Consider the following 22,780-nt stretch of genomic DNA (forward strand, 5'->3'; position numbering starts at 1 on the left):
CCGTTTGCTCTTCGCAATTGAAGCAGGGGACTTACTTGATTTGGTTAAAAAGGCATATGTCAAAAATGTTATTGACATATGCCCTTTATAGAACTATTATATTATAACAAGAAAGGAGCAGTTTATGCCAAGACCAATAAAATGCAGAAAAGTCTGCCATTTTCCCAATGTTTTAGAATTTCTTCCGGCAGATGATACGGAGAAAAAAGCCCCCATTATTCTGACGGTAGATGAGTATGAAACAATTCGTCTTTTGGACAAGAAAGGTTACAGTCAGGAGCAGTGTGCAGTATCTATGCAGATCGCAAGAACAACAGTTCAACGAATTTACGAGATTGCCAGGAAGAAAATAGCAGATGCACTTATTGATGGACATCCGCTTAGAATTGAGGGCGGGGATTTCAGAATCTGCGATGGTCAAAGTAGCGACTGCAACCTTGGAGGATGTTACAAGCAGGAGCTTTATCAAAAATATGCAGTGGAAAAAGGAGAAGGTATTATGAGAATAGCAGTAACATATGAAAACGGACAGATTTTCCAGCACTTTGGACACACAGAAACATTTAAGATTTATGATGTAGAAGAAGGGAAAGTGGTACATTCAGAGGTAGTAGATACCAACGGAAGCGGACATGGCGCATTGGCAGGAGTTCTTAATGCATTGAATGCAGATGTTTTGATCTGTGGCGGAATCGGAGGGGGCGCACAGACAGCTTTAGCGGCAGCCGGTATTAAGCTTTTCGGAGGAGTTTCCGGAGATGCAGATGAAGCGGTAGAAGCCTTTATCAATGAAACACTTGCGTATAATCCAAATGTGAAGTGTTCTCATCACGAGCACAACCACGGGGAAGGACATACATGTGGCGAGCATGGATGCGTAAGCCATAGCTGTCATTAAGAAGAATGGTTCGCCTAAGAGCGGCTACTGGGAGATTGTAGATAAATATCTATACTTTATAGGGCCGTACTTCATAGGGTCGAACCATGACATTCTTTACTAACAGTAAAAAATATGCCAAAAAGATTAAGAAGGCAGAGAAATGTGTGGTATATGAAAATACAGTCAGAGAACTGTTTAGCTGTGAGCAGTTCAAAAAAGGTGCAGAAGCAAAAGGACATCAGGTGAACATGGTACAGAGCCTGCGACGGCTGTATGAGAAATGGCGGTACCTGTGTATTAAAAGATGACATGGCTGAAATACTCGGAATGTTTCGGAAAGCAGATGTACTTGTACTGGCTACTCCGGTTTATTTTTATGGAATCAGTGCCCAGATGAAGACCTTTATTGACCGCACTTATCCTATCTGGCAGCATCTTGGTAAAAAAGAAGTTTACTATATTATATCGGCTGGTCTGGGCGAGGACATCATTGAAAGACCGCTTGGTGATCTGGATGGTTTTGTAGAACATCTGGAAGAATACAAGATTGCAGGAAAGATATATGCAGCAAACGTGATGGATGCCGGATTAGTCAGAAATCAAAGTGTTTTCAAAAAAGCCTATGATATGGGATATTCCGTTCAAAATGCTGAGAAATTGAGAGTTGGCGAATAAAGCTTATAAAAAACAAAGGGATAATTATAGATGTCATAAAAGCAAAAAAATTCAAGTAGTTATTTTTGCCCCGGAATCCGTTAGCTGGCAGTAGATAAGCAAATTAGTTTCTTATCACTGTTAAGCCAAGGATTCCGGGGATTTTTTGTTTTCTACGTTCCCTTGTTATTTATGCTGCTGACACACCATTTTCACCTGTGCGTGTCCTGTTTTCTACGCCGGAACGGCGGATTCCTGCAAAGATGGAGCCTGCAATATTATGCCATACACTGAAAATAGCACCTGGAAGAGTTGCCAGTGGATTGGCTACAAAGTTAGCTGCTGCCAGAGAAACTGCCAGTCCGCTGTTTTGCATGCCCACTTCAATAGCTATAGCTGTTGCCCGTGTATATTCTACATGGAAAATTTTTGCTGCAAGGAGCCCAAGCATCATACCACAGAAATTGTGGATCGCAACAACGCCAAGGACCAGAACTCCGCAGCTTAAGATTTTCTCTGCATTAATTGCCACGATTCCGCCAATGATCATAACAATGGCTACAACAGAGATCAATGGCATAACATCTGAAACTTTATCTACATGATCTCCTGCAAGTGTACGGAGAAGGATTCCAAGAAGTACAGGAACCAGAATTACTTTTACAACAGAAAGTACCATTGCCCAGAAGGATACTTCCACCCAGGCACCTGCCAGAATGTACACAAGAAATGGAGTCATAACAGGAGCAGCCAGAGTGGAAACGATGGTCATTCCTACTGAAAGTGCAACATCACCGCCTGCAATATAGGTGATCACATTGCTGGCTGTTCCACCAGGACAGCATCCCACAAGAATCACACCCAGAGCCAGATCTGCGGGAAGATTCATAACTTTACACAATACCCAGGCTACGACTGGCATGATCGTATACTGTGCAACTGCGCCAATGATCACTTCCTTTGGTCTGGAAAAAATTGCCCGGAAGTCTTCCAGACGTATGGTCAGTCCCATACCAAACATGATCACGCCCAGAAAAACAGATGTATAATTTGTCATCCATGCAAATCCATCCCTCCAGAAAAAGGCAAGGCATGAAAAGGCAATGATGATGATTCCAATATATCTGGATGCAAAACTGCTGATTTTTCCTATTTTCTTTAAAATATTTTCCATATATTATACCTCGTAGCTGAAGTTATCGATCAGTCTTGTTTTGCCAATATAGACAGCCATTGCTACGAGAACATTATGATCAGCTTTTTCCACAGGCTGCATGGTAAGTGCATCTACCATGGAAACGTAATCGATTTTTGCCAGAGGCTCTGCCTCGATCACTGCACGCATTTTGCCGAGAAGTTCTTCTGCGGAAATGCCTGCGTGAATGATTTCCTGTCCGAGTTTTACGGATCTGGACAGACAGAGAGCAGCCTTTCTCTCTTCATCGCTTAAATATGTATTTCTGGAGGATTTTGCCAGTCCGTCCTCTTCACGGACAATCGGGCAGCCTACGATTTCTATATCAAAATTCAGATCCTGGACCATTTTGCGGATGATGGCCAGCTGCTGAGCATCCTTCTGTCCGAAATATGCTCTGTCCGGGGCTACAATATGGAACAGCTTGGTTACAACTGTGCACACACCTTTGAAATGGATAGGACGTGTTTTTCCACAAAGTGTCTCAGATAATGTATCGATACTTACAAATGCATGGGGATCATGATACATTTCAGAAGGTTCAGGGCAGAAGATCAGGTCTGTGCCAAGACTTTCACAGAGTTTGCTGTCGCGTTCGAAATCTCTTGGATATGCCTCAAGATCCTCTGTCGGACCAAACTGTGTTGGATTGACAAAGTCAGACACAACTACAATGTCGTTCTGTTCTCTGCATTTTTTGATCAGACTTGCATGTCCCTCATGAAGAAATCCCATTGTTGGAACAAGACCTATAGTTTTACCTTCTTTTTTCCATGCTTTGATCTGTTTTCTTGTTTCTTCTACTGTTTTTGTTACCTGCATTGTTATCTCCTCTTTCTCGGTCAATGGACCGGTATCATAGATTTTGAGATAGCCTCTTTTCTGAATTCACTTTCATCTTATGATAGCCTCTAATCTGATATCAACGTTTTCAGGCCATGTCTTTCAGCAGACCATGTTTCTCATAATTGGTCACTCTGCTGATCTTATTCTCTTCATCTACAAATACAACTGCAGGCTTATGAGTGCGTGCCTCTTCAGGCTCATATCCTGCGTAAGCCATGATGATAATCTTGTCACCTGTGCTTACACATCTTGCTGCTGCTCCGTTCAGACAGATCATACCGCTTCCGCGTTTTCCGCAGATTGTGTATGTCTCGAATCGACTGCCATTGTTCACATCTACAATCTGAACTTTCTCATATTCCAGTATTCCGGCAGCTTCCAGCAGTTCTTCATCCACAGTAATGCTTCCCACATAATCCAGTTCAGCCTGGATAACAGTTGCTCTGTGGATTTTTCCTTTTAACATTTCTATTGTCATCTTATATAGTCCTTTCCTGCGGGAAAAATCAGAGTCAAGCAGCACCATAAAAAGGAAATATACCTTTATGATCTGCAAAAAAAGCGCATCAGGATACACTTTGACCCTGAAACGCTTCTGATTGATTCCCTGTATATTGAGTCCTGTTTCTGATACATAAAATATGTTTTACTATTCCATAGATTATTGGAAATCTGATTTTTTGTATCATAAATACCGGCTCGTATCTTTTAAAATTACATACATCCCTCCGTTCCCGTTTCCGGATTCCGGCTGGCTGCTTTTATATAAGATTCCAGTGATTTCAGCCAGAGTATAGTTTTGAGTCCAAATACTATCTCTGAGTGGTATTATTACATCTGGTCAGTTATTTGTCAATAAATTGTTTATTTACTGGTTACTGTTCACTCCGCGTCCAGTAATACACTGCGAAATACAATAAATATGAATCTCCTTGTGCAAAGCCCAAGGAGTATCGTTTGCTTCGCAGACTTAATTTATGCTAATCACATAAGGAACCAAAAAATCACTCATCTGACAAACAATCAGACGGATAGCCTCATCCAACCGTACCTTCCCGGGAGTTATTTCCAATTCGTTCATATGTGCAAAGAAATTTTTCCGAAAGACTTCATACGGCATCAATAACTCTGCCGCAAACAGGTTTGTAATCTGAATGTCAGAAACTAAACAGCTATTACCATAAAAATAAAAAGTTTCTCTTTATGATACAGCTCTCCGAACACTGAAAGAAAAATCTGTCGGAAATAAGCTGCCTTCCACGAAATCCCTCTATGCTGAAAAAGACCGACTTATTGAATTGCGAAATATGCAACGGGAAGATTTTTCTAACCGCCGGAATTATGAACGGGAGTTTCGTACCGTGTCTGCCAATATTGATATGATCCTTGGGAAGAGCTACGAACAGGAACAGCAGATTGAGAAAGAACAGAATTTATAAATTTCCTGTTTTCATGCTTTCTAAAAAGAGGTATTATATAAAAAAACGCAGGAGGTATATTCAAATGAAAGCACATAAATATTGGTCACTTGGTGCATTGGCAGCCATGATTGGAACCTTTTATACCGGCTATAAAAACATGAAAACTGCTCACAAATATTTTGCTTGCAGCTCTCTTCTCTGCATGATTATGGCTATCTACTCCGGTCATAAAATGATTTCTGGTAAATCCAGAAAAAAGAAAAATTCTGTTTCTAAAGAATCTGCAGAATAATCAAAACTAAAGAAATGTTTACATAGGATTGCCTGATGGAATAAATATTTTCCATCAGGCAATCTTGCTATTTTACATCTTTTTTCAATCTGTCGTATAATATATGTAATCCTGTAATCCCATCAAATGAAAACAGTCCTTCTTATCAAACGTTATTATAAGTTTAACCGCAACATTTTTTCTTCCCAGAACAATTTCATACTCTGTTGATTGTTGATAAGAGAGGAATAAATGATGATACACAATCAACAACTGTTCTCATCTATATTTTCCGCAACTCCCTTTATTTTCATAATAAAATTAAGAAAGGCCCTGCACTTGGCAGAGCCTCCCAGCATTTTCTTTTGAGAGCTTTTGCTCCCTAGCCAGATTGTGGTAAATGCTAAACCCTTATAAAGCTGGTAAGGCACTGCCTCCTGGCACAACACCTTACTTCAACGCTTGACAGACACTCCTGTTGCCTGTTGTTAATATTATATTAACTTGCCACCATGAATATGTCAATTACTTTTCTACTATAATTTACACTATAATTTTATAGCTGTTTGTATGAATATAGATTCTCTAACAATTTCCATATTTCATTCTCCATTTTCATACTATTATTCTGCTCTTATTTATGTCTTTTTCTGCAATATGTTCTTCGAAAGCTACTATACCCTCAATTTCAAAATTGAATTCCAACTGTGAACTCGGAACATAATAAAAATGTTCCATAATAAATTTCACAAATTTCATCGGTGATATTGGACGATCTACAGGAATTCTACAATTTTTATATCCCCCTAAAGTAATATGTGAATATGGATGATGCAGTTCGCTCTCCTCCGGATCTCGATTGTAATCAGCTCGAATAATCACAGGCAATACAGATTTATTTAAAATATCTCCGTAAATATAGTCAACATCGTATAATTCCGGATCATTCTGATAAAGTTCATACGACGGTGATGGATAATACCCCAATCTGTGCGAAATCAATTCTTTTCCCGTTCTATTAAAGCGATACATCAACTGTATGATACCGCCATCTGGCAATTTAACATTATAATTATGATTTTTTTCTATTTCATCATAAATTGTACTGTAATCCATATTCCTTAAATATAACGAAATATTTTGATATTTTTCCCATACAATATCCATTTGTTGAATTACAGGATAGTTATATTCTTCTGCCAGTCCACATCTGATCAATTCCCTTGTAACTTTCTTTAACTCTCGAAATACTTTTTCTTGTTCTTTCAATTATACAGCACATCCTTTAAGCGATTCACAGTATCTTCATCTAAATCTTCTTTTCGAATTTCTCCATTTGCAAGTTTACTGGTAATATCCGCCAGATTAGAATTGCTTTTTCTGATATCTCTTAATTCATTTTGAGTCATGTCTCTATGAATAATTCTCATATTCTTTCGTTGTGATTTGTCCGGGTACGTGAACTCTAATTGAAAATTCCTTTCCTTAACGCTGTTAAACTCCTGTATTAACAGATCCATATCATCTCCGATTCCGCTAACCCGTACCCATGCCTTCGATCTTGTCATAGCAGTAAATATAATATTTCGTTTTCTTGATAAGTTGATGCCTCTTGCGCAAAGATCCGCATTTATCAGATAAACAATTGCTGCTTCATTTCCTTTTGCTCTGTAAATCTGAGAGATTGCAATAGAATCCTCCTGAAAAAAATCATCTGGTGTTGTCTGTACCCCAACAATATGCGATTTAATTCCCTTTTCCATTAATTTAACACGGATATGTGACACGTAACTCTTCGTAATTTTGGGATCAGGGTGAATGATCATAATGTCCTGATATCTTAATTCTTCATCATGCAGATTTTTTTCGATATCTTCAACTATCCAATCCGCTTCCTGTACATTATTTTCAAATCTTCTAAATTGTATAAGATCGTCAATTGACGAATGATCCTCTAAAAATGCAGGACTTGTTTCTTCTGTTCTATATAGCGTTACAAATTCTCCATCTCTGATCACACCTTCTTTCACTGTATATCCAATATCTTCCCATAACTGTTTATCTTCAAATAATTGAACTAACGATGTTTCCTCCCGTGCCTCTTTTTTTCTGTAAATTCCAAATCCCAGGCTGTGTGCTGTAATAAGAACTGGTCTTGAATTACGATAACATTTTGATAAGACAATATCCTCCGCCTTACCATTACTGTTATCAAGCACTACATTCGGCCGTCCATTACTGTATCCAAAAATGTCTTCCGGAGATTCAACGTTTTTGTTATCCAGGCTTTGGAGTTCATCATATGCATATACAAGCATACGGCTTTCATGTGGGAGTGACATATAACACATCTGAAGAAAATATTTTGAAAAATCCTGTGCTTCGTCTACTAAAATCACATCATACAATGGCTGGGGATTCGTTACTGATTCTACGGCTTCTTCACATACTCTGTCAAAAGCAGATGAATTTCTTCCATATTTCTGGCACGCATCCATATAATCATAACAAACTAGATTATTTGCCTTACAAAAATTGAAATACAGACCTTCTGAATTTTTACTTCCCCATGCATGAATTATTTTAATTCTGCTCCAATCAGGTTCCTCATTTGTATTTTCAACAATAAAGTTTGTGATCAGTTGAATAAATTGACCCTTTAATGCCCGGCTGTTAAATGTAACTGCTATCATCTTATTTTCATACATAGTATACAGATATGCTACCTTTAATGCCAGAACAATTGTTTTTCCCGATCCTGCCAGACCCCGGATTCGTTGAACACCTTCTACCGTTTCAATGACTGCCTTACTTTGATACTTGTCCAGGCAGGAAATCTGGTCTTCAATTGCTTTTAATTTTGATCCCCTTGACGAAGCCTTCTGAAGATTTTTTCTGCCACCTCTTTTTTTCAGTTGTGAAATCATCTGAATCGCTTCCAATAATTTCTTATAATATTCTTCGCCCTGTTTCCATTCCAGACTTTCTAAATATTCCTTTACTTCTTCTATTGATGTACAAATTTCATCACTCTTCGTTTTATAAAGGGGTGCATAAGACAGTACATTAATCGGCACTTGTAAAACTCGTCTTTTTGACAGATATCCATATCTTTTCAGCTTGGCTTCCATATTATTATATAGTTCATCCAATAACTGAATTTTATCTTCCATATTTTCTTCTGCTAATGTTTCCAGATCAAAAAGTACAATACCCGTCTGTTCGCTCACTAACAATGCATCAACTTTAATTTTTCCATCAATTCCCCCTAAAACAGGGTAGCCCAAATAAAAATATCCGTCTAATCCCATTGTTTCCAAAAGATTTATAATTTCATTTGCAAGCACCTGTTTAGATGTAACTCCATTTACAATTGTAAGCATCTTATCACCCTTTACTTTTAATATGTCATGTTTTTCTGTATATCATTTCTATCATATTGTCACACAGGGAAATTAAATAACCGAACGGTTAACGATTTTTCTCAGATATATGTCTCATATATAGCAGATATACTACCGATTGTCAATCATTGACAAGACATTTCTTCATCTCTTTCTCCATCGTGCATACTAATAAGATCTGTCTTATCCACATATATTCTGGAATTCAGAGCAAACTGAAATGCACTATTGTCTGGATTCACAAATCTTCCCCTGCTTTATTCTTTTTTATTTTTCCCTCATGGAATCAGATTCCAATGTGCACGTATTTATCTTTTGAAACACTATTGTTTTATTTTTCCCACCCGTTCTCTTTACCAATTCATCCTGCCCTATAATTTTTATCAGATTGATAATCTTCTTTTTATAATCCTCTTTATCGGTGTAAAAAATTATTATCTTAACATTTTCGTTTAAAATAAATTTTCTTAATATATCCTTATCCGTAATGTCTAATGAATGTCCAAATATAAAAACTTTATGGTACTTAACTACTCTGTGATGCTTTTTAACTATTCCATTCTCTTTAACGATTGCTGATATTTCATATATTTTTTTCTCAGACTGAATTTCCTCAAGCCAGCCTTCATATAAGCCCCCTGTTTCCTTATGTATTCTTTGAAAAAATTTCTTAAATTCTATAAATTCGAGGTCTTTATCTCTCGCATCTCCTTCCAGATATTCATCAATTCCAAGCACCATATTTGTAGATTGGATATCATTCCTTAAATCAGCTTTTCCATGCACATAATCAAACTCCAAAAACGGATGTTCTCCGTATATCCTCTGATATGTACATGTATAGTTGAACGATAAAATTTTGTCCAAATATGGCAAGTTTTTTATATCTGGCAGTCCATTTCCCAGCATAAAATTGCTAATATAATCTGAGAGATAAATTTCAAGTGCACGTGTAAGTTTATTCAGATTTTCCAGAAGTTTCTGTTTCCAAAAGTCAATTTCTTCTTTTTTCCAGACATGGGTCGCCATTCCTGATGAACTATCCATCTTTTCCAAAAATAGTGCAAGAACGTTTAATTGCCTTTGTGAAAGCACCGTTCCTACGCCTCCCTTTTGTATGGTCTCTTGTATATCCCTGCTTACACTGTTGAATGTCTGTATAATCAGGGAAATTTCACTTTCAAAGTCAATCCACCCGTCTTTTCCTTTTTGCTCTCTGCTTTTATACACCTCTGAAAAATATTTAATCCATGCATTATCCTTGCACAAATCACTTAACTCATGAATTGTTTTTCTTGATTGATCATATAAATACTGATCAAATTCAGAATCTTGTTTACTGTTAAATAAGTCTGTAAAATACTTATAGCAATTGATATCCTCTCCCGCAATCAATTCTAATCCTGAACTTTCTTGTGCCTTATGCTTGTAAAAAAAATCTATAAACTTCAGAAAATCCGCATATTTCGTGGGCAAACCATGTGCCAAATCAAATCCATTTCCTACTATTAAAATATTCATCCTTTGTCCTTTACTGGTTATGAATTTCCACTTAAATCTACAACATCGCCTCTAGTCTATGTTCCAGTTCTATTTTTTGTTTAACATGATCCTTCCAGTAATCCTCATGCCGCCGTATAAATAACTGTATCTTCCTGATACTTTGAGTCACGCTTTCATCCGCCTCTATAATCTGCTTTTCCTGCCCTGCCAGTACAATATAAAATATCTGCGTTATATCATAGAAAAAAGCGCAACACATATGTGTCGTTTTCTCATACCATGCATACATATCTTTTTCTAATATTTTTTCGTAATTTAAAAAACTAAGTTTCCACTCCTCCTTATTTTTCAAATCATATTGAAGAGAATTCAAAATTAAACTAAAGTAACCAGAAAACCATATTTCTCTTAAATTCTCATGTTTTTTCTTCTTTTTCTCGAACAATAAATTCCAATTCTCCAAAATATCTTTACTTATATTTTCTAAGATATATTTTTTTGATGTATCCGATAACCTTTCAAATTCCCAAGCCACAATATCCTCTTTATGATTCTGCAGCATCATATCCAGATTGATTGTCTGTGCAAAACGCTTCAGCGCTTCTCTGCTGACTTTAGAAAGAACGCTAAAAAGAAGCTGCTGCCAATTTGTATTATGTTCCTTTCTTTGTACCCAGCGCTCCCACAACGCCAAATCCCTGTCAGCAATTCTCTTGACCGCTGCAATTATTGCCTCTTTGCATTTTTCATCTATACCCGATGTCCGTTTCAACAAAATCCTGGCACATTCATAATAGAAACAAGGATATGCTACATCCATCTTTGCAAAATCCACAAGCATATCTGTTTCACAGCAAGTTGAAAGAAATATCCAATAATCTACAATGTTATTTTTCTCTGCCAAAAGCTGGCATAAACGTGCAGAGTCCTCCCTATATGCTTTTTGAAACAATCTGCAGACTAATTCATCAGGTTTTATACTTTTTCCCCTCTCATACGCATCAATGAATTCATATATCTTATCCAAATCATTATCAGCAATACCTTCCTGCAAATGTTCAAAAAATTTCTGATCAGCCCTTCCTGCGTTACCAGCAATATGAGTACTATAACTCACCGAACTGATCATTTCCCAAATATCTTTTTTTATTGTCTTCTCCATCATACTCCTTTCTTCCATACCAGGCATTCCGGAGCATCCAACTCATTCCATAATTCTTCAAATGCGTCTATCATCATCTGTGGATGTTCCACACTTTGAATAATATGATGTTTATTTCCAAGGCTATTCACAGATGTACCCAGTGACCAGACAGAAGAGGTATCCTGATCTAAATTAAGCACCATGAGAAAACGATCATGAAAACTGTAACCATAATCAGCCCACTGGCATCTAAGCTCTACATGTATACCATAATGATTACTCCTTTTCTCCATAATTTCCTGCTGCTGTTCTATCCAATCACATACACTCATTTTACTTTTTTCGGCAATTTCACCAGATGTAATTGCATATAACGTTACATTCATACTTTTCGTAAAATACCAAGTATGTAAAATATCCTCAACTGTCAGATAAGGATCCCACAGATACACCTTCCCTGTTTGTGCACGATTCATCAATGCAATCACATCTTTCAAAGCTTTCTGCGGTTCTGAATCTCTTCCATACCGTCTAAACTCAGCTCTGGCATATAACTCATCAACTCGTCTGCTATACTGACGCTTATGTATATGACTATCTCGCGTCCGAATAACAGGTTGTTCTATAATATTAACATTCTCCGCTGATATGGGTTCAATAATGTCAACAACCTGTCCTGTTTCATCATAAATGATACGCTGTTCTCCATACTGTGCACCCATCTGCAGCACATACGTCATTCTTCTTATAAAGCTTGTTTCCTGACGCGACAAAATCAATTGCCGTTTTACATCAATTATCGTTGTCCTGCAAAATCGGGAAGCATCACCAACTTCAAATGTAGTATTACATCCTTCCTGTTTAAATGTCCTGGTACCAAATGAAATAATCGAATCATCAAAAACGCCTTCTGACAATACCAGAAATTGATCATCTGACTCACATTCTTTATCAAATGACACATCATACGTTAACTGTCTCTCCATATCATCTTTTTTATAAGAAACCCTTACATTCGTTGACGGAAATTGAAACACAAAATTCCCAATACGATCTGATACAGAAAACAAATCAATTGGAATTGCATCGAATATTGTATCTGTCATCTTTCTGAACTGCACTGTGTTCAACACATTTACAATCTTTTTATCACAGTCAAAAAATTCCAAAATATAACTTCCATTAATAAAATTATTTTTTAATACTTTGTTTAAAAGCATCTCTTTTGTACTGTCCTGCTGAATAAAAACTTTCGATACCCCTTCCAGATATCCTGTTTCTAACCTTCCATCTCCGATGTCTACTTCCTTCTTATCTCTACTGTTGCATAACAATTCAAAAATACTTCGAACTTCTGATACATCCAGCACCTTTCTCTGTATTCCTAATGAATATGTATCAGTAATACTTTTAAGCTTTTTTAAAAGTCTCTCCGAGCTCTTTTCTACGTTCGGTCTTGTTTCAAATACAAAAATTGTATATACATTATCCGGCATTTCCTTTTCTCTTTGGCATAGATATATCGAAACCATTTCACAACAATTATAACTACCAAGGCTCTTACAGGAAATCAATTCATCAAATTCATGCAACAAATATTCTGTCGGTAGTTTTTCGTTCACTCTTTCTCTATACATATTTTCTCCGATTAAATAGTACATTTTCTGTATTATGTATGCGATATTGTTTAATTACCTAAATCTTATTATATTATATATTGATTCTTATAAGGATAAGAGAATCTTTACATAAAAAGCCGAAAGGCAAACCTTTTAAAGTGCTTTATAGCTCTAGTGACTCAAATGCTATAATTTTTTTAATTTTGCATTTTGAATGATTTTTGAGTATACTATAAATGAGTCAAAAACTTGCCGGTCATCATGGCTAGGATATGATGAACGTGTATGTTTAACTTCCGTAAGCGACGGGGTGCTTCAAAGCGTAGAATATCGCTTACGTGTAAGAAGAGTCTACTGAAATGTAGATTCTTCTTTTTTAGAAAGGACAATAAACCTTTATATTCAACAAACATTGACTATCTTATAGAACAACTTTACAAGTAAACTCCTGCCGCCTTCACTGGTGGCTTTTTTCTTCTCTCTTTCCACTCTATCCGATTTTATAATTCTTTTATAGATCTTTTAGTGATGCTTTATCCTTTTTTAGTTGTACTTCATAGGTCGAGTAGACGCACCCCTTGCGGTCGTACGCCCCTCGCAGAATCCGGACATGCGGCTTTCCCGCATCCGGCTCTTCATATGGCTGATCTTTTGTCAAATTTCTGTGTATTCAACACTTTTCTTCTCAAAAAAGTTGTTTTCTTGCTTCTCCAATCTCTAAGTATTGCGCAAGTTACTTTCCTGGTTATTGCCATATGGGGCTCCCTTCCCTCCCGTGGCATTACCCACATTCATCAGTACTATGAAGCCATCCGACTGCCTATACCTCCTTTGCTTCTCTTCTTTTGGTTGAGTAAGCATACTCCATTTCTTTTCTCTAAAATAGAGAAAGTATAGGCTCTCTCCAGTTGACGTACAATCCTTGTATAGCATGAATAGTTCCTTCCGATACCGCAGAGCTGTGTGAAATCTCACCGTATCGATAAACCCACATATTGCCTTCCCCTCAGACCACAGAGTCGGCACTCTGGAAATACTTGGGATTTCGGTGCTCAATAGCTATCCCTACTACCTTGCTGTCTACGCTTAGCACGTTACATTACTGCAACACACCCAAGACTCGCTTCAAATGCTGTGTGTTGGTTAACAGCTTATTTGGCAGGATTTCCACCTGTCGGATTGCATGCCCTTTGCTGGACGCACGGTCTGACCTCAATTTCCTTGACAAAAGCACAATATGCTGAGACTATCTTTAGAATGGCAAAAACTAAAACCTGGACTTCATAGGATGCGGACTCCAATTCCGATTGAAACGAGCACCCTTTCGAGCATCACCAGTCGTCGAAAATTTAAGTCCCCGGAGTTTTCAAAATAACCACCCATTTCTATAATTTATATTCTTTATATAGTTGTTCACGATACACCTCGTCCTCAGATGCTTTCTCAGCATCTGAATAACGTTTATTCTTTAATAGAATATTTATAAGTGCTCCTAATCGATTTTCACCCTTTTTTTCACCTTTTTTTTCGCCCTTTTTTATTCCATTTTCCTCTGCATAAGAAATCATACTTAACATATCAGACACCTCCTTCTGACGAACTTGATTATCCGAATCTGGAATATATGATAATACTTTTTTCTGGTTTCCGGAAAATAATCCATATAAGAGATCCAAAAGTCCCTTTTCTTCCTGTCCTTCTCCACCGAGCCGTACTATTATAATCTCCAAAAGATCTGATTCCCTGGAATCAATTCGGAACTCTTTGTCTTTGATTCCCTCATTTTTGTAATTCTGCATCTTATAATATGATATGGTATTTTCCAGTTTCCTGGGAATATTATCGAGGCAGATCCAGATACTGTACACTTTTTCTAAATGACCATATCCTTTTCCATTTTCCCCTATCTTATCTAATTGTGCAGACAATTTACGGCAGCCATAATATATACTTCTTTTTACAACCGGATAACCCGGTGTGTAATTTTGCTGTATCTCAAAATCAATATGAAGATTTACCAGAAGCTTTCCTTCTGCTTTTGGATTTAAAGAACGGAACAGAATATCAAATGCTGCTGGTGCTTCATCTGTCGTATGAAATTCTGTATCCTTTCCACGTATGGTTTTTGCCATATCCTCTTCTACCAACGCGGTTCCTGTCTGAATCGTATCACCTTCTATACAATTCATAATTTCTTTCAGGGAGCAGTCTCTATATTCTTCTACAGTATATTTTAGAATATTACTCATAATTGGTTTATATGAAAAAATATTCTTTGCTGACTGATCTTTCGTTTCTTTTCCATCTATTGTCTTTAGTGTTACAGAAATACTGTCTTTCACATCCATAAGTCTCTCCCTTGACCAGCTTTTATTTGTAATTTAAGTATATATCTTTTGAGGGAACATAGCAACTACAGAATTCTACTTATTCATTCCACGTATCCCTTCTTAACTCAAAACATCTATACGATAGCCCCATATTCTTCTGACAGCTCCTCATTGTCTTTAAATGAGCTAAAAACAAGTCAAGCATCAGCATATCCGGAAATTCTTCTCTTGGATATATCTGATGCTCTCTTTTTCTTTTCGGAATTTCGGGCTTACTTTCGTTTCTACGGTAGCTTCTCGGAACCCTTGATTTTACTGCTTTCCTAGAGCTATTTTTACAAGTAATTAACTGAATTTTCTGTAAATTACCATTTTTACCCTTTTTTTGTGCTCGTCTAAAAATCTACCAACGCATGCACCATTATCATATGACCTCTTATCTCTTTTGTCAATAAACTACTTACACTATAATTTTCTGCTCACTCTTTCTCTGGCTTTTTTCTTCTCTCTTACCACTCCATATCCGATTTTATTGTTCTTTTATAGATCTTTTAGCGCTGCTTCATTCTTTTTATTTATACTTCATGGTGTCAGACCCAGACATTTTCAACTCTTCCAGTTCCTTTTCCTTGGCCTTTGCTGCTTTCCCGGCAACTGTGTTTTTCTCTACTGGGTTGTTCTCCGTGTAATGCTCGTAGATCAGATTCAGCAGATTCTCCACTGGCGGATAATACTCCGGCTCTGTTTTCTTCAAATACTCCTCCAGCATTTCCTTCAATTTTTCTATAATGCTACCATCCTTCCCAACTGAGATTCACATCCTCAGTTACGGCACATCTTACCGTAGATTTTTGCACATAGCAACCTATTTTTTGCGGTCTTTCGGATGCCCCATCTTCTCCTTCACTTCATCCGGCACATCGATCAATCCGAACTGATAGAACATTCCGTAGATGTAAGTCACTCCCCGGATATCGCCCAGAGCTTTCGGGCGGTCTACCACTTCTCCTTTAATATTCTTCAGCGCCAGCAGCACTGAACTCCACGCTAGACTTTTACTCTTCTCCCGGCGGTCGATCCACAGCTCTTTTGTGTACTCGCCATTCCTACCTTTTTTAATTTCGTAAGAGAATGGTAAGCCAGAGTAGGTTTTGAATTTCACACCAGCATAGGCCAGAACCGCTCCCCAGAAGCTCTCTTCTGTTGGCTCATCCCTCCACCGCTTCATTGCTCTATATCTCCGCTGCCGCTCTGCTCCGACACTGATCTTCCCTTTTTCTGCTGTGCTTGGGAAGTACACACCTTTCCGATATGGCAGGTACGAGGTGACGGAGGCTTTGGAAAGTTTCAGAGTGTTTGCAGTTGAGAGTATAGAGGTTTTGTAGTCTTGTGTTTCACGGTATTCTTGAAAGGTAGCTTGCACCTTCTCCGCCACTTCAGATTCATACACATCGGCCGTGATGAGCAGCTTTCTTACTTTGATAGGGTTAAGGTTCAGCGCATCTGCGATGGATTGGAGGGAGCATTCCTCCCCATAAAGTGCCACAGCAGCATCCATCTGCTCTTTCAGATTCTTCCCGGCATCATACTCCGGCTTCAGCTTCTTCCGACCACCACCGGGCTTTCTGGTTTTCTTCATTTTACTCATGCAGCTCCAGCGGCAGTCCATCCGGGTCGTGGAAGAAAGTCATCTTCTTGCCGGTGTAATCATCCACGCGGATTGGCTCGCATTCAATGCCTACCTCCGCCAGTTCATTCACTGTCTGCTCCACGCTCTCAACGCAGAACGCAAGGTGACGCAGCCCACAGGCCTCCGGGCGGTTCACACGCTTCGGAGGATTTCCCTCAGCGAAAATCTCCAGCTCCGTGTGTTCATTGACACGAAGATCCAGCTTCCAGTCCTTACGCTCTGGGCGATAGTTTTCTCTGATGACAGAGAATCCCAGCTTGTTCACATAGAAATCCTTAGCTGCTTCATAGTCAGATACGATGATTGCAATATGATGTATTTTTGATAAATTCATTTTATGTCACACTCCATTTCTTTTATTTCCGTTATAAACTATATAACGACCTTCAAAAAAACCGTGTGAACTTCCCCTGGAGTTCAGTTTGTCCACACGGCCGATCTTATTTCAGTTTTTCGAGGATTTCATCCGCACTCATGCCGCTGGCCAGCAGCTTCTTCAGCACAGCCTCTACTTCGGTCTTCTTCGCTTCTTCAGCGGCCTTAGCATCTGCTTTTGCCTTCTTCGCTTCCAAGGATACCACTTCTTTTTCGGCCTTCTTCAGAGCAGTCTTCTTCTCTTTCAGATCAGCCTTCAAAGTGTCAATGTTTGCGGTGATGGATGAAATCTCAGCAGTCAGGGAAGTGATAGATTCCTGCTTCTCCGTGATCTGAGATGCGTAGTCGGTATGGGTAGTTTTGGGACGGTTTTTGCTGCCTTTTGTTCTGGGCATAGGTGATAACCTCTTTCCTTTTTAGTGGTTTAAGTATAACACTGTGTTTGGGTGAGGGCAATATTACTTCTTACCTGAAATCTTTTTCTTCTCGCTCTGCGACACCATCTTTTTCACAGTGTTGGCCTGTGTGTATTGTAGCATTGCTTTCATTCCTTCATCAACGCCACCTCCACCAGTTGCTTTTGAGCCACCACCTATGTTTGACATTTGAGCCATCCTTTTTGCTCCACCATGTAATTTATCCATCGGAGTTCCGGTACTTGCTGTGGGTTTGTTTAGTCCATCTACTATTTGCTTTCCTCTTTGGCTAAGAATACTGTCTGCTGCCCTTTCCAAAGAAGTATTACTTTTTAGAACTACTTGTGTATTTTTCTGTTTTCTTTGAAAGAGTGACAAGATTCCCATAATACACACCCCCTATTCTTTTGGGTAGTATGATTCATTTTCAACTATCTTTTCTCACATCTTCGCCGATTGTAAGATCGTTGCCTGCTGCTCACCACGGAGAGGTGTGTGATTATCCGAGCAGCGTAGGGAGCTACCGCTCCCAGTATATCACAATTTCATCCAGTTTTATAGACGTTTTCTTGCCTTCATCACCACACAATACATCAATCCACCGAGCACTCCGCCGACTGTGTTATAGAAGATGTCTGATAGCTGAAATGTACCCAAGCGAAGCAATAATTGTAGCATTTCAATGCTTATCGAAAAGCAAAATGCTATCTTCCAGCTTTGCCATAGGATCTTCTTCCAGCCGTTTCCTATCTTTTCTTCGAATGTCCACATCACTACCGCTGAAAACGGTACCATCATGATTACGTTCTCGATGCACTCCGTTGTTAGCTTCTGTTCGCCATTCACAGTCTCCCAGATGCCCCAGCCACCCATGACATTGGATAAAGGATTCATCCACAGCTGACGGTTTAACAGGGTTCGGAACAGAATAAGTGAGGTCAAAAAAGCCAAGAAGAATAGTTTTCTGAAGAACACGCTCTCTTTAAACTTCTGATACCATGTCACTATGGCATTTTTCCAACCTTTGCCGGCTTCGGTAGGTTCATAAGCATAAAGATAGAAAAACATGGCTAGGAAGGAAAGCAGGAGTGAAAATCCAAATGGCTCATAGAGAGCAGTCAGGATGTTTGTGAGGATCTTTCCGAGTAAATCAATCGTTTCTTTCATCGCTGTTTACAGATCACTGAACAAGTCAGCCTTGTACACACCGTTCTCCAGCATCTTTTTAAAGCTATCCTTTACTGCTGCTACATCCTCGTGATAGGTCATGCCGTACCAGGTATCGTTTGTTTTCAATACTTTGACAGACATCTTTCCCTGCTCCAGCAGTTCACCAATGAAGATAGGAATCAGATACTCTGCTTTCAGCGGATTGCACAGGACTTCTTTCTCGAAGAACTCCTTGAAGCCCTCCTCCAGCACATCCAGAAAATCAGGAGTTAATCCCCACATGTTCATGGATACCAGAGAATTTACATCGACAGCCACACCATCTGCCTCTGCTCCATTTGCAGTCTTTATAATGTTCTTGGTCTCCACAACTTCAGTCAAGTTGTTATCCTCATCCATCTTGCAGATACCACGGGTCACACCACCGTTATCAGACAGTGTGTTCTTCAGCACAAAGCCAGCCATGCAAGACTTGCCGCCATTCACCAGATACTCATGAACAGCCTTAAAACCTTCCTTGCCGTAGTAATCGTCTGCATTGATCACAATGAACGGGGTATCAATCACATTTTTAGCAGCAAGCACAGCCTGACCGGTTCCCCACGGCTTTGTCCGGCCTTCTGGCAGAGTTCCCGGGATATCGTTAATATCCTGAAAAGCATAGTCAACAGTTACATTATGAGAAGAGCAAATGGAGGCAATGCGATCACCGATGACCTCTTTGAATTCCTTCTCGATATCCTTACGGATTATAAAGACCACATGATTGAAGCCAGCCTCAATCGCATCATGGATTGAGTAGTCCATAATGATATGTCCAGCATCATCCACCGGCTCCAATTGTTTAATTCCCGTTCCGAAGCGGCTACCGATACCAGCAGCCATGATAAGTAATGTTGTTTTCATTTTAGTCATCCTTTCTTTCAATGCGTTCTTCAATAAACTTTGTTACAATTTTCTCATATCCTCCCGGGTCTTTTCTATAATTTTCTGAATGATCTGCCCCATGAACTATATATAACTGCTTTTCACCATTACAACTATCGTATAGTTTATAAGCCATAGATAAAGGTGCCTGCATATCTTCGTCACCGTGAATGATTAAAAGAGGAATATCGGTATGTGCTAAAGCCTTACACGCATCTGCGTCTGATAAATCAAAACTCCCCCAAATCTTTGTTCCTACATTAAGCATAGTAGGAAATAGATTTTTGGGTATGTATTTTGATATTTGCTTGTTATTATTCTGCTTTATCACGTCCAATGTAGATGTAAAACCACAGTCATCAATAATTCCATATACTGAATCAGGCAACTCCAAATCACTGCTCATCATCACAATTGATGCTCCCATTGAAACTCCCATAAGAAAAATAGGATTTTTATCTCCAAAGCGATTTTGTGCCCATTCTACCCAATCAAGACAATCATATTTTTCTAGCACTCCTAATGTTGAGAATTCCCCTTCACTATCTCCCTGTGCGCGTAAGTCACATAGTAGAAGATTCCAATTGTGTTTTTGTGTAATTCTATATATTGGCACGCCATCCAAATAACTGTGCCCCCACAATCCATGAAAAAACACAATTAAAGGCGCACCTTTTTCTCTTTCATAATAATGACCTATCAGTTTTGTATTATCAAATGCTTGTATCATAACAGTTTCATTTGATTGATTTTTTATTTTATATGCATCTATGAGAATTCTATATTCATCATCGTCTGCAGTACCTAAATCTGACCATGGAGTAGTTCTTCTTTCGCAGGTTCGCTGAAATACCAATCGGCTTCCAAATATAACTCCGACCATGCATATAGCAAATCCAATAACAACTGTTATGAAGTATACTTTTTTTCTCTTCACTTTTGATTTCATTCTTTTTACATAACATTATTGCTTCATTTTTCGTGTTCAAATAGTTATTTTCGTAACTCAAGTTGGTATTTCTGGCAAATTTACAATTTATAAATACCTCCATCTATCACACAGCAGTTTGAACTGTCCAAAATCTTTTTTACGTAAAGATTTATCTAACAGTATATATTTATTCTGTTGTCGTGGTGGGTTTGCAAAGCTTGATAAATAACGTTTTTGCGGCACAACAACTCCAGATTGTACCGTTTTCTCATCCAAATCTTTTGTTCTTGAGTACCCTAAAACCATATTATCCAGCATACTGATCTGAAGCCATTCATCTGACCTTAATATTTGTTTGTCTTTTATCCAATCTCATAAATAAAGCATAATCCAATAGTGATCAATTAACTTGACATTTCCTCTACTTTTACAAGTTATAAGTTCTTGATAATCGGCAATTTGTTATGAGTAATCCTATTAACCATACTAATACTTAATTTGAATTCCTCCGTTTTATGCATTAAAAGTAGAAAAACAATATTCGGAATTAACACACTTACTACAACGAAAAAGGCAAATGCACCCCATCCAGAAAAAGTCACCTTGTAGGTCAGTACAGCGATGATTATACCTGAAAACACTGTGGCTATAATCCACGATACAAACATTTTAAAATAATCCTTGAATAATGAGGTATCATACATAACTGTAAATATGTTTTGTAATAACCAAGGAATTTCTATAACTGCCAAGGCAACAATTGTAGAAAGTACAATTCCATATATTCCAATATAATTAACAGAAATTAAGTTCAAAGCCAAATTTACTATAGCGGAAATTAACGGTCGAAATCTATCCTCATGCCAAATTCCTCCGGCATTCTTAAAAACATTAAGCAGTCTTGTCGTTTCATATAAATAAAAATAGACACATAAACACACTACAACTGAAAACCCCATTAAAAACTTTTCACCAACCCAAAGTCTCATAAAAGGTTGAAATATTCCCAAAAAGCAGCTTGTGCACATTCCTGTTAACCAAAAAAACATAAATGTAATTTTCTTTAAATCTGTATAATTTTTTTCCTTGCTTTCAGTTATGTAACTGTTTCCCAATCCTGCTGTAATAGAAGTTAAAAGTATTTCCATTATTCCGCATACGGAAGACATTACAAAATAATAATTCTGATAAACTGCTAAAAGAGTCAATCCTAAAAACGCTGAAATAACTATTGTATCAGCCGAATTTAAAACAACCCCTCCGAACTTTGCGATAAACAAATCTTTTATACGTCCATTAATCGAGCCCACTGTATTTGCATCTAATTTTCCTTTTGGATAATAATCAGGATACATTTTAGATACAATTATAGAAGTTATGATGTTATTTGTGATTTGGCTAACAATTGCAACAATTAAATACAGATAATAATTTCTAAACACATATATCATAAGGAATTGTGTCAGGAACTGAACCGTATTAATTGCCAATGAAATTTTACTAGTCACATCGGTTCTCTGATGCGCCATCAGCAAACTGTTTTTATATGCAAACAACCAATACGAGAAAACAGTTGCCGCCAAATTTAATAAATATAATATATGTAAGTCAAGATTTTCTGGAATACTTCCTTTTACAAAAAAAGGGATAAGAGGCGTCGCTAATAAACCCGCTACTGCAATGACACATCCTATAATTCTATAATATATTTTATAAAGTCTCATCAATGCACATATCGTAGCAGTATCTTCCTCTGCTATTGGCTTGTACATGCTGTACACCATTGCACTTCCAACACCCAATTCTGCCAAATTTAGCACTTGAAGAATTGATGTAAACAAGCTATTTAAACCAACATACTGAACGCCCATGAAATAGATCATTACAGTTCTCATTAAAAACGGAACTATCATTTGATAAATTTTTAGAAGCGTACCAAACATCATATTTCTTGTTGCGTTTCTAGTTCTACTGTTCGCCATATCTAAATGCTTTGCTCCTTAT

General features: G+C 38.0%; 22 protein-coding genes. 4 read left to right on the forward strand and 18 right to left on the reverse strand.

Annotated features, from left to right (window positions below):
* The first annotated feature begins 124 nt into the window (after nucleotides 1-124).
* The 3 genes from ACESZG_RS02715 (at nucleotide 125) to ACESZG_RS02725 (ending at nucleotide 1,555) form a co-directional block, all read left to right on the forward strand.
* Nucleotides 125-898 (forward strand): NifB/NifX family molybdenum-iron cluster-binding protein, encoded by a 774-nt coding sequence (locus tag ACESZG_RS02715; protein ID WP_025580427.1) that lies wholly within the window; start codon nucleotides 125-127, stop codon nucleotides 896-898.
* Between the two features lie 86 nt (nucleotides 899-984).
* The gene (locus ACESZG_RS02720) at nucleotides 985-1,188 is read left to right on the forward strand and encodes a hypothetical protein (protein ID WP_226839703.1); all 204 of its coding nucleotides are present in this window, start codon (nucleotides 985-987) and stop codon (nucleotides 1,186-1,188) included.
* A gap of 1 nt (nucleotide 1,189) precedes the next feature.
* Nucleotides 1,190-1,555 (forward strand): flavodoxin family protein, encoded by a 366-nt coding sequence (locus ACESZG_RS02725; protein ID WP_242859432.1) that lies wholly within the window; start codon nucleotides 1,190-1,192, stop codon nucleotides 1,553-1,555.
* 169 nt (nucleotides 1,556-1,724) lie between these two features.
* Here the strand turns inward: ACESZG_RS02725 and ACESZG_RS02730 are convergent, their stop codons facing one another.
* From ACESZG_RS02730 to panD, 3 genes are all read right to left on the reverse strand, one after another.
* Entirely contained in the window at nucleotides 1,725-2,708 is a 984-nt protein-coding gene (locus ACESZG_RS02730) for a bile acid:sodium symporter family protein (RefSeq protein ID WP_008704363.1), read from the reverse strand.
* Between the two features lie 3 nt (nucleotides 2,709-2,711).
* On the reverse strand, nucleotides 2,712-3,551 hold the full coding sequence (gene panC / locus ACESZG_RS02735; protein WP_008704364.1) for a pantoate--beta-alanine ligase: 840 nt from the start codon (nucleotides 3,549-3,551) through the stop codon (nucleotides 2,712-2,714).
* 109 nt (nucleotides 3,552-3,660) lie between these two features.
* Nucleotides 3,661-4,053 (reverse strand): aspartate 1-decarboxylase, encoded by a 393-nt coding sequence (panD, locus tag ACESZG_RS02740; protein ID WP_008704365.1) that lies wholly within the window; start codon nucleotides 4,051-4,053, stop codon nucleotides 3,661-3,663.
* 1,025 nt (nucleotides 4,054-5,078) lie between these two features.
* Between panD and ACESZG_RS02745 the strand changes: the two genes are divergently transcribed.
* Nucleotides 5,079-5,288 carry a DUF6219 family protein gene (locus ACESZG_RS02745; RefSeq protein ID WP_008704367.1) on the forward strand — a complete coding sequence of 70 codons (210 nt, stop codon included), beginning with the start codon at nucleotides 5,079-5,081 and terminating at the stop codon, nucleotides 5,286-5,288.
* 594 nt (nucleotides 5,289-5,882) lie between these two features.
* On the opposite strand, the gene ACESZG_RS02750 is transcribed toward ACESZG_RS02745, so the two are convergent.
* From ACESZG_RS02750 to ACESZG_RS02820, 15 genes are all read right to left on the reverse strand, one after another.
* The gene (locus ACESZG_RS02750; RefSeq protein ID WP_008704368.1) at nucleotides 5,883-6,536 is read right to left on the reverse strand and encodes a DUF2290 domain-containing protein; all 654 of its coding nucleotides are present in this window, start codon (nucleotides 6,534-6,536) and stop codon (nucleotides 5,883-5,885) included.
* Entirely contained in the window at nucleotides 6,533-8,650 is a 2,118-nt protein-coding gene (locus tag ACESZG_RS02755; protein WP_008704369.1) for a DEAD/DEAH box helicase, read from the reverse strand. The genes ACESZG_RS02750 and ACESZG_RS02755 overlap by 4 nt, the downstream gene beginning before the upstream one ends.
* Before the next feature lie 288 nt (nucleotides 8,651-8,938).
* Nucleotides 8,939-10,192 (reverse strand): AbiH family protein, encoded by a 1,254-nt coding sequence (locus ACESZG_RS02760; protein WP_368210977.1) that lies wholly within the window; start codon nucleotides 10,190-10,192, stop codon nucleotides 8,939-8,941.
* Nucleotides 10,193-10,229: 37 nt separating this feature from the next.
* A complete protein-coding gene (locus ACESZG_RS02765) occupies nucleotides 10,230-11,339 on the reverse strand; it encodes a hypothetical protein (RefSeq protein ID WP_055058989.1) in 1,110 nt (369 codons plus the stop codon).
* On the reverse strand, nucleotides 11,336-12,814 hold the full coding sequence (locus ACESZG_RS02770) for a VPA1262 family N-terminal domain-containing protein (RefSeq protein WP_055058990.1): 1,479 nt from the start codon (nucleotides 12,812-12,814) through the stop codon (nucleotides 11,336-11,338). The genes ACESZG_RS02765 and ACESZG_RS02770 overlap by 4 nt, the downstream gene beginning before the upstream one ends.
* A 1,508-nt stretch (nucleotides 12,815-14,322) precedes the next feature.
* Complete coding sequence (locus ACESZG_RS02775; protein WP_368210976.1) at nucleotides 14,323-15,285, reverse strand: hypothetical protein; 963 nt, start codon at nucleotides 15,283-15,285, stop codon at nucleotides 14,323-14,325.
* A 553-nt stretch (nucleotides 15,286-15,838) separates the two neighbouring features.
* Nucleotides 15,839-16,021: a hypothetical protein gene (locus ACESZG_RS02780; protein ID WP_173741950.1), complete on the reverse strand. Its 183-nt coding sequence runs from the start codon at nucleotides 16,019-16,021 to the stop codon at nucleotides 15,839-15,841.
* 111 nt (nucleotides 16,022-16,132) lie between these two features.
* Nucleotides 16,133-16,906 carry a hypothetical protein gene (locus ACESZG_RS02785; RefSeq protein ID WP_243872340.1) on the reverse strand — a complete coding sequence of 258 codons (774 nt, stop codon included), beginning with the start codon at nucleotides 16,904-16,906 and terminating at the stop codon, nucleotides 16,133-16,135.
* A 1-nt stretch (nucleotide 16,907) separates the two neighbouring features.
* The gene (locus ACESZG_RS02790; RefSeq protein WP_173741949.1) at nucleotides 16,908-17,291 is read right to left on the reverse strand and encodes a VOC family protein; all 384 of its coding nucleotides are present in this window, start codon (nucleotides 17,289-17,291) and stop codon (nucleotides 16,908-16,910) included.
* Nucleotides 17,292-17,397: 106 nt separating this feature from the next.
* Nucleotides 17,398-17,727, reverse strand: a complete 330-nt coding sequence (locus ACESZG_RS02795; RefSeq protein WP_173741948.1) for a hypothetical protein — start codon at nucleotides 17,725-17,727, stop codon at nucleotides 17,398-17,400.
* A 63-nt stretch (nucleotides 17,728-17,790) separates the two neighbouring features.
* The gene (locus ACESZG_RS02800) at nucleotides 17,791-18,135 is read right to left on the reverse strand and encodes a hypothetical protein (protein ID WP_118610515.1); all 345 of its coding nucleotides are present in this window, start codon (nucleotides 18,133-18,135) and stop codon (nucleotides 17,791-17,793) included.
* A gap of 168 nt (nucleotides 18,136-18,303) precedes the next feature.
* On the reverse strand, nucleotides 18,304-18,915 hold the full coding sequence (locus ACESZG_RS02805; RefSeq protein ID WP_173741947.1) for a VanZ family protein: 612 nt from the start codon (nucleotides 18,913-18,915) through the stop codon (nucleotides 18,304-18,306).
* A gap of 6 nt (nucleotides 18,916-18,921) precedes the next feature.
* Complete coding sequence (locus ACESZG_RS02810; protein WP_368210974.1) at nucleotides 18,922-19,824, reverse strand: sugar phosphate nucleotidyltransferase; 903 nt, start codon at nucleotides 19,822-19,824, stop codon at nucleotides 18,922-18,924.
* Nucleotide 19,825: 1 nt separating this feature from the next.
* Nucleotides 19,826-20,782 carry an alpha/beta hydrolase gene (locus ACESZG_RS02815; protein ID WP_368210973.1) on the reverse strand — a complete coding sequence of 319 codons (957 nt, stop codon included), beginning with the start codon at nucleotides 20,780-20,782 and terminating at the stop codon, nucleotides 19,826-19,828.
* Between the two features lie 428 nt (nucleotides 20,783-21,210).
* The gene (locus ACESZG_RS02820) at nucleotides 21,211-22,758 is read right to left on the reverse strand and encodes an oligosaccharide flippase family protein (protein ID WP_173901771.1); all 1,548 of its coding nucleotides are present in this window, start codon (nucleotides 22,756-22,758) and stop codon (nucleotides 21,211-21,213) included.
* Nucleotides 22,759-22,780 lie beyond the last annotated feature (22 nt).

Origin of the sequence: Blautia sp. Marseille-P2398 (assembly GCF_964240315.1) — a bacterium.
GTDB lineage: Bacteria > Bacillota > Clostridia > Lachnospirales > Lachnospiraceae > Blautia_A > Blautia_A wexlerae.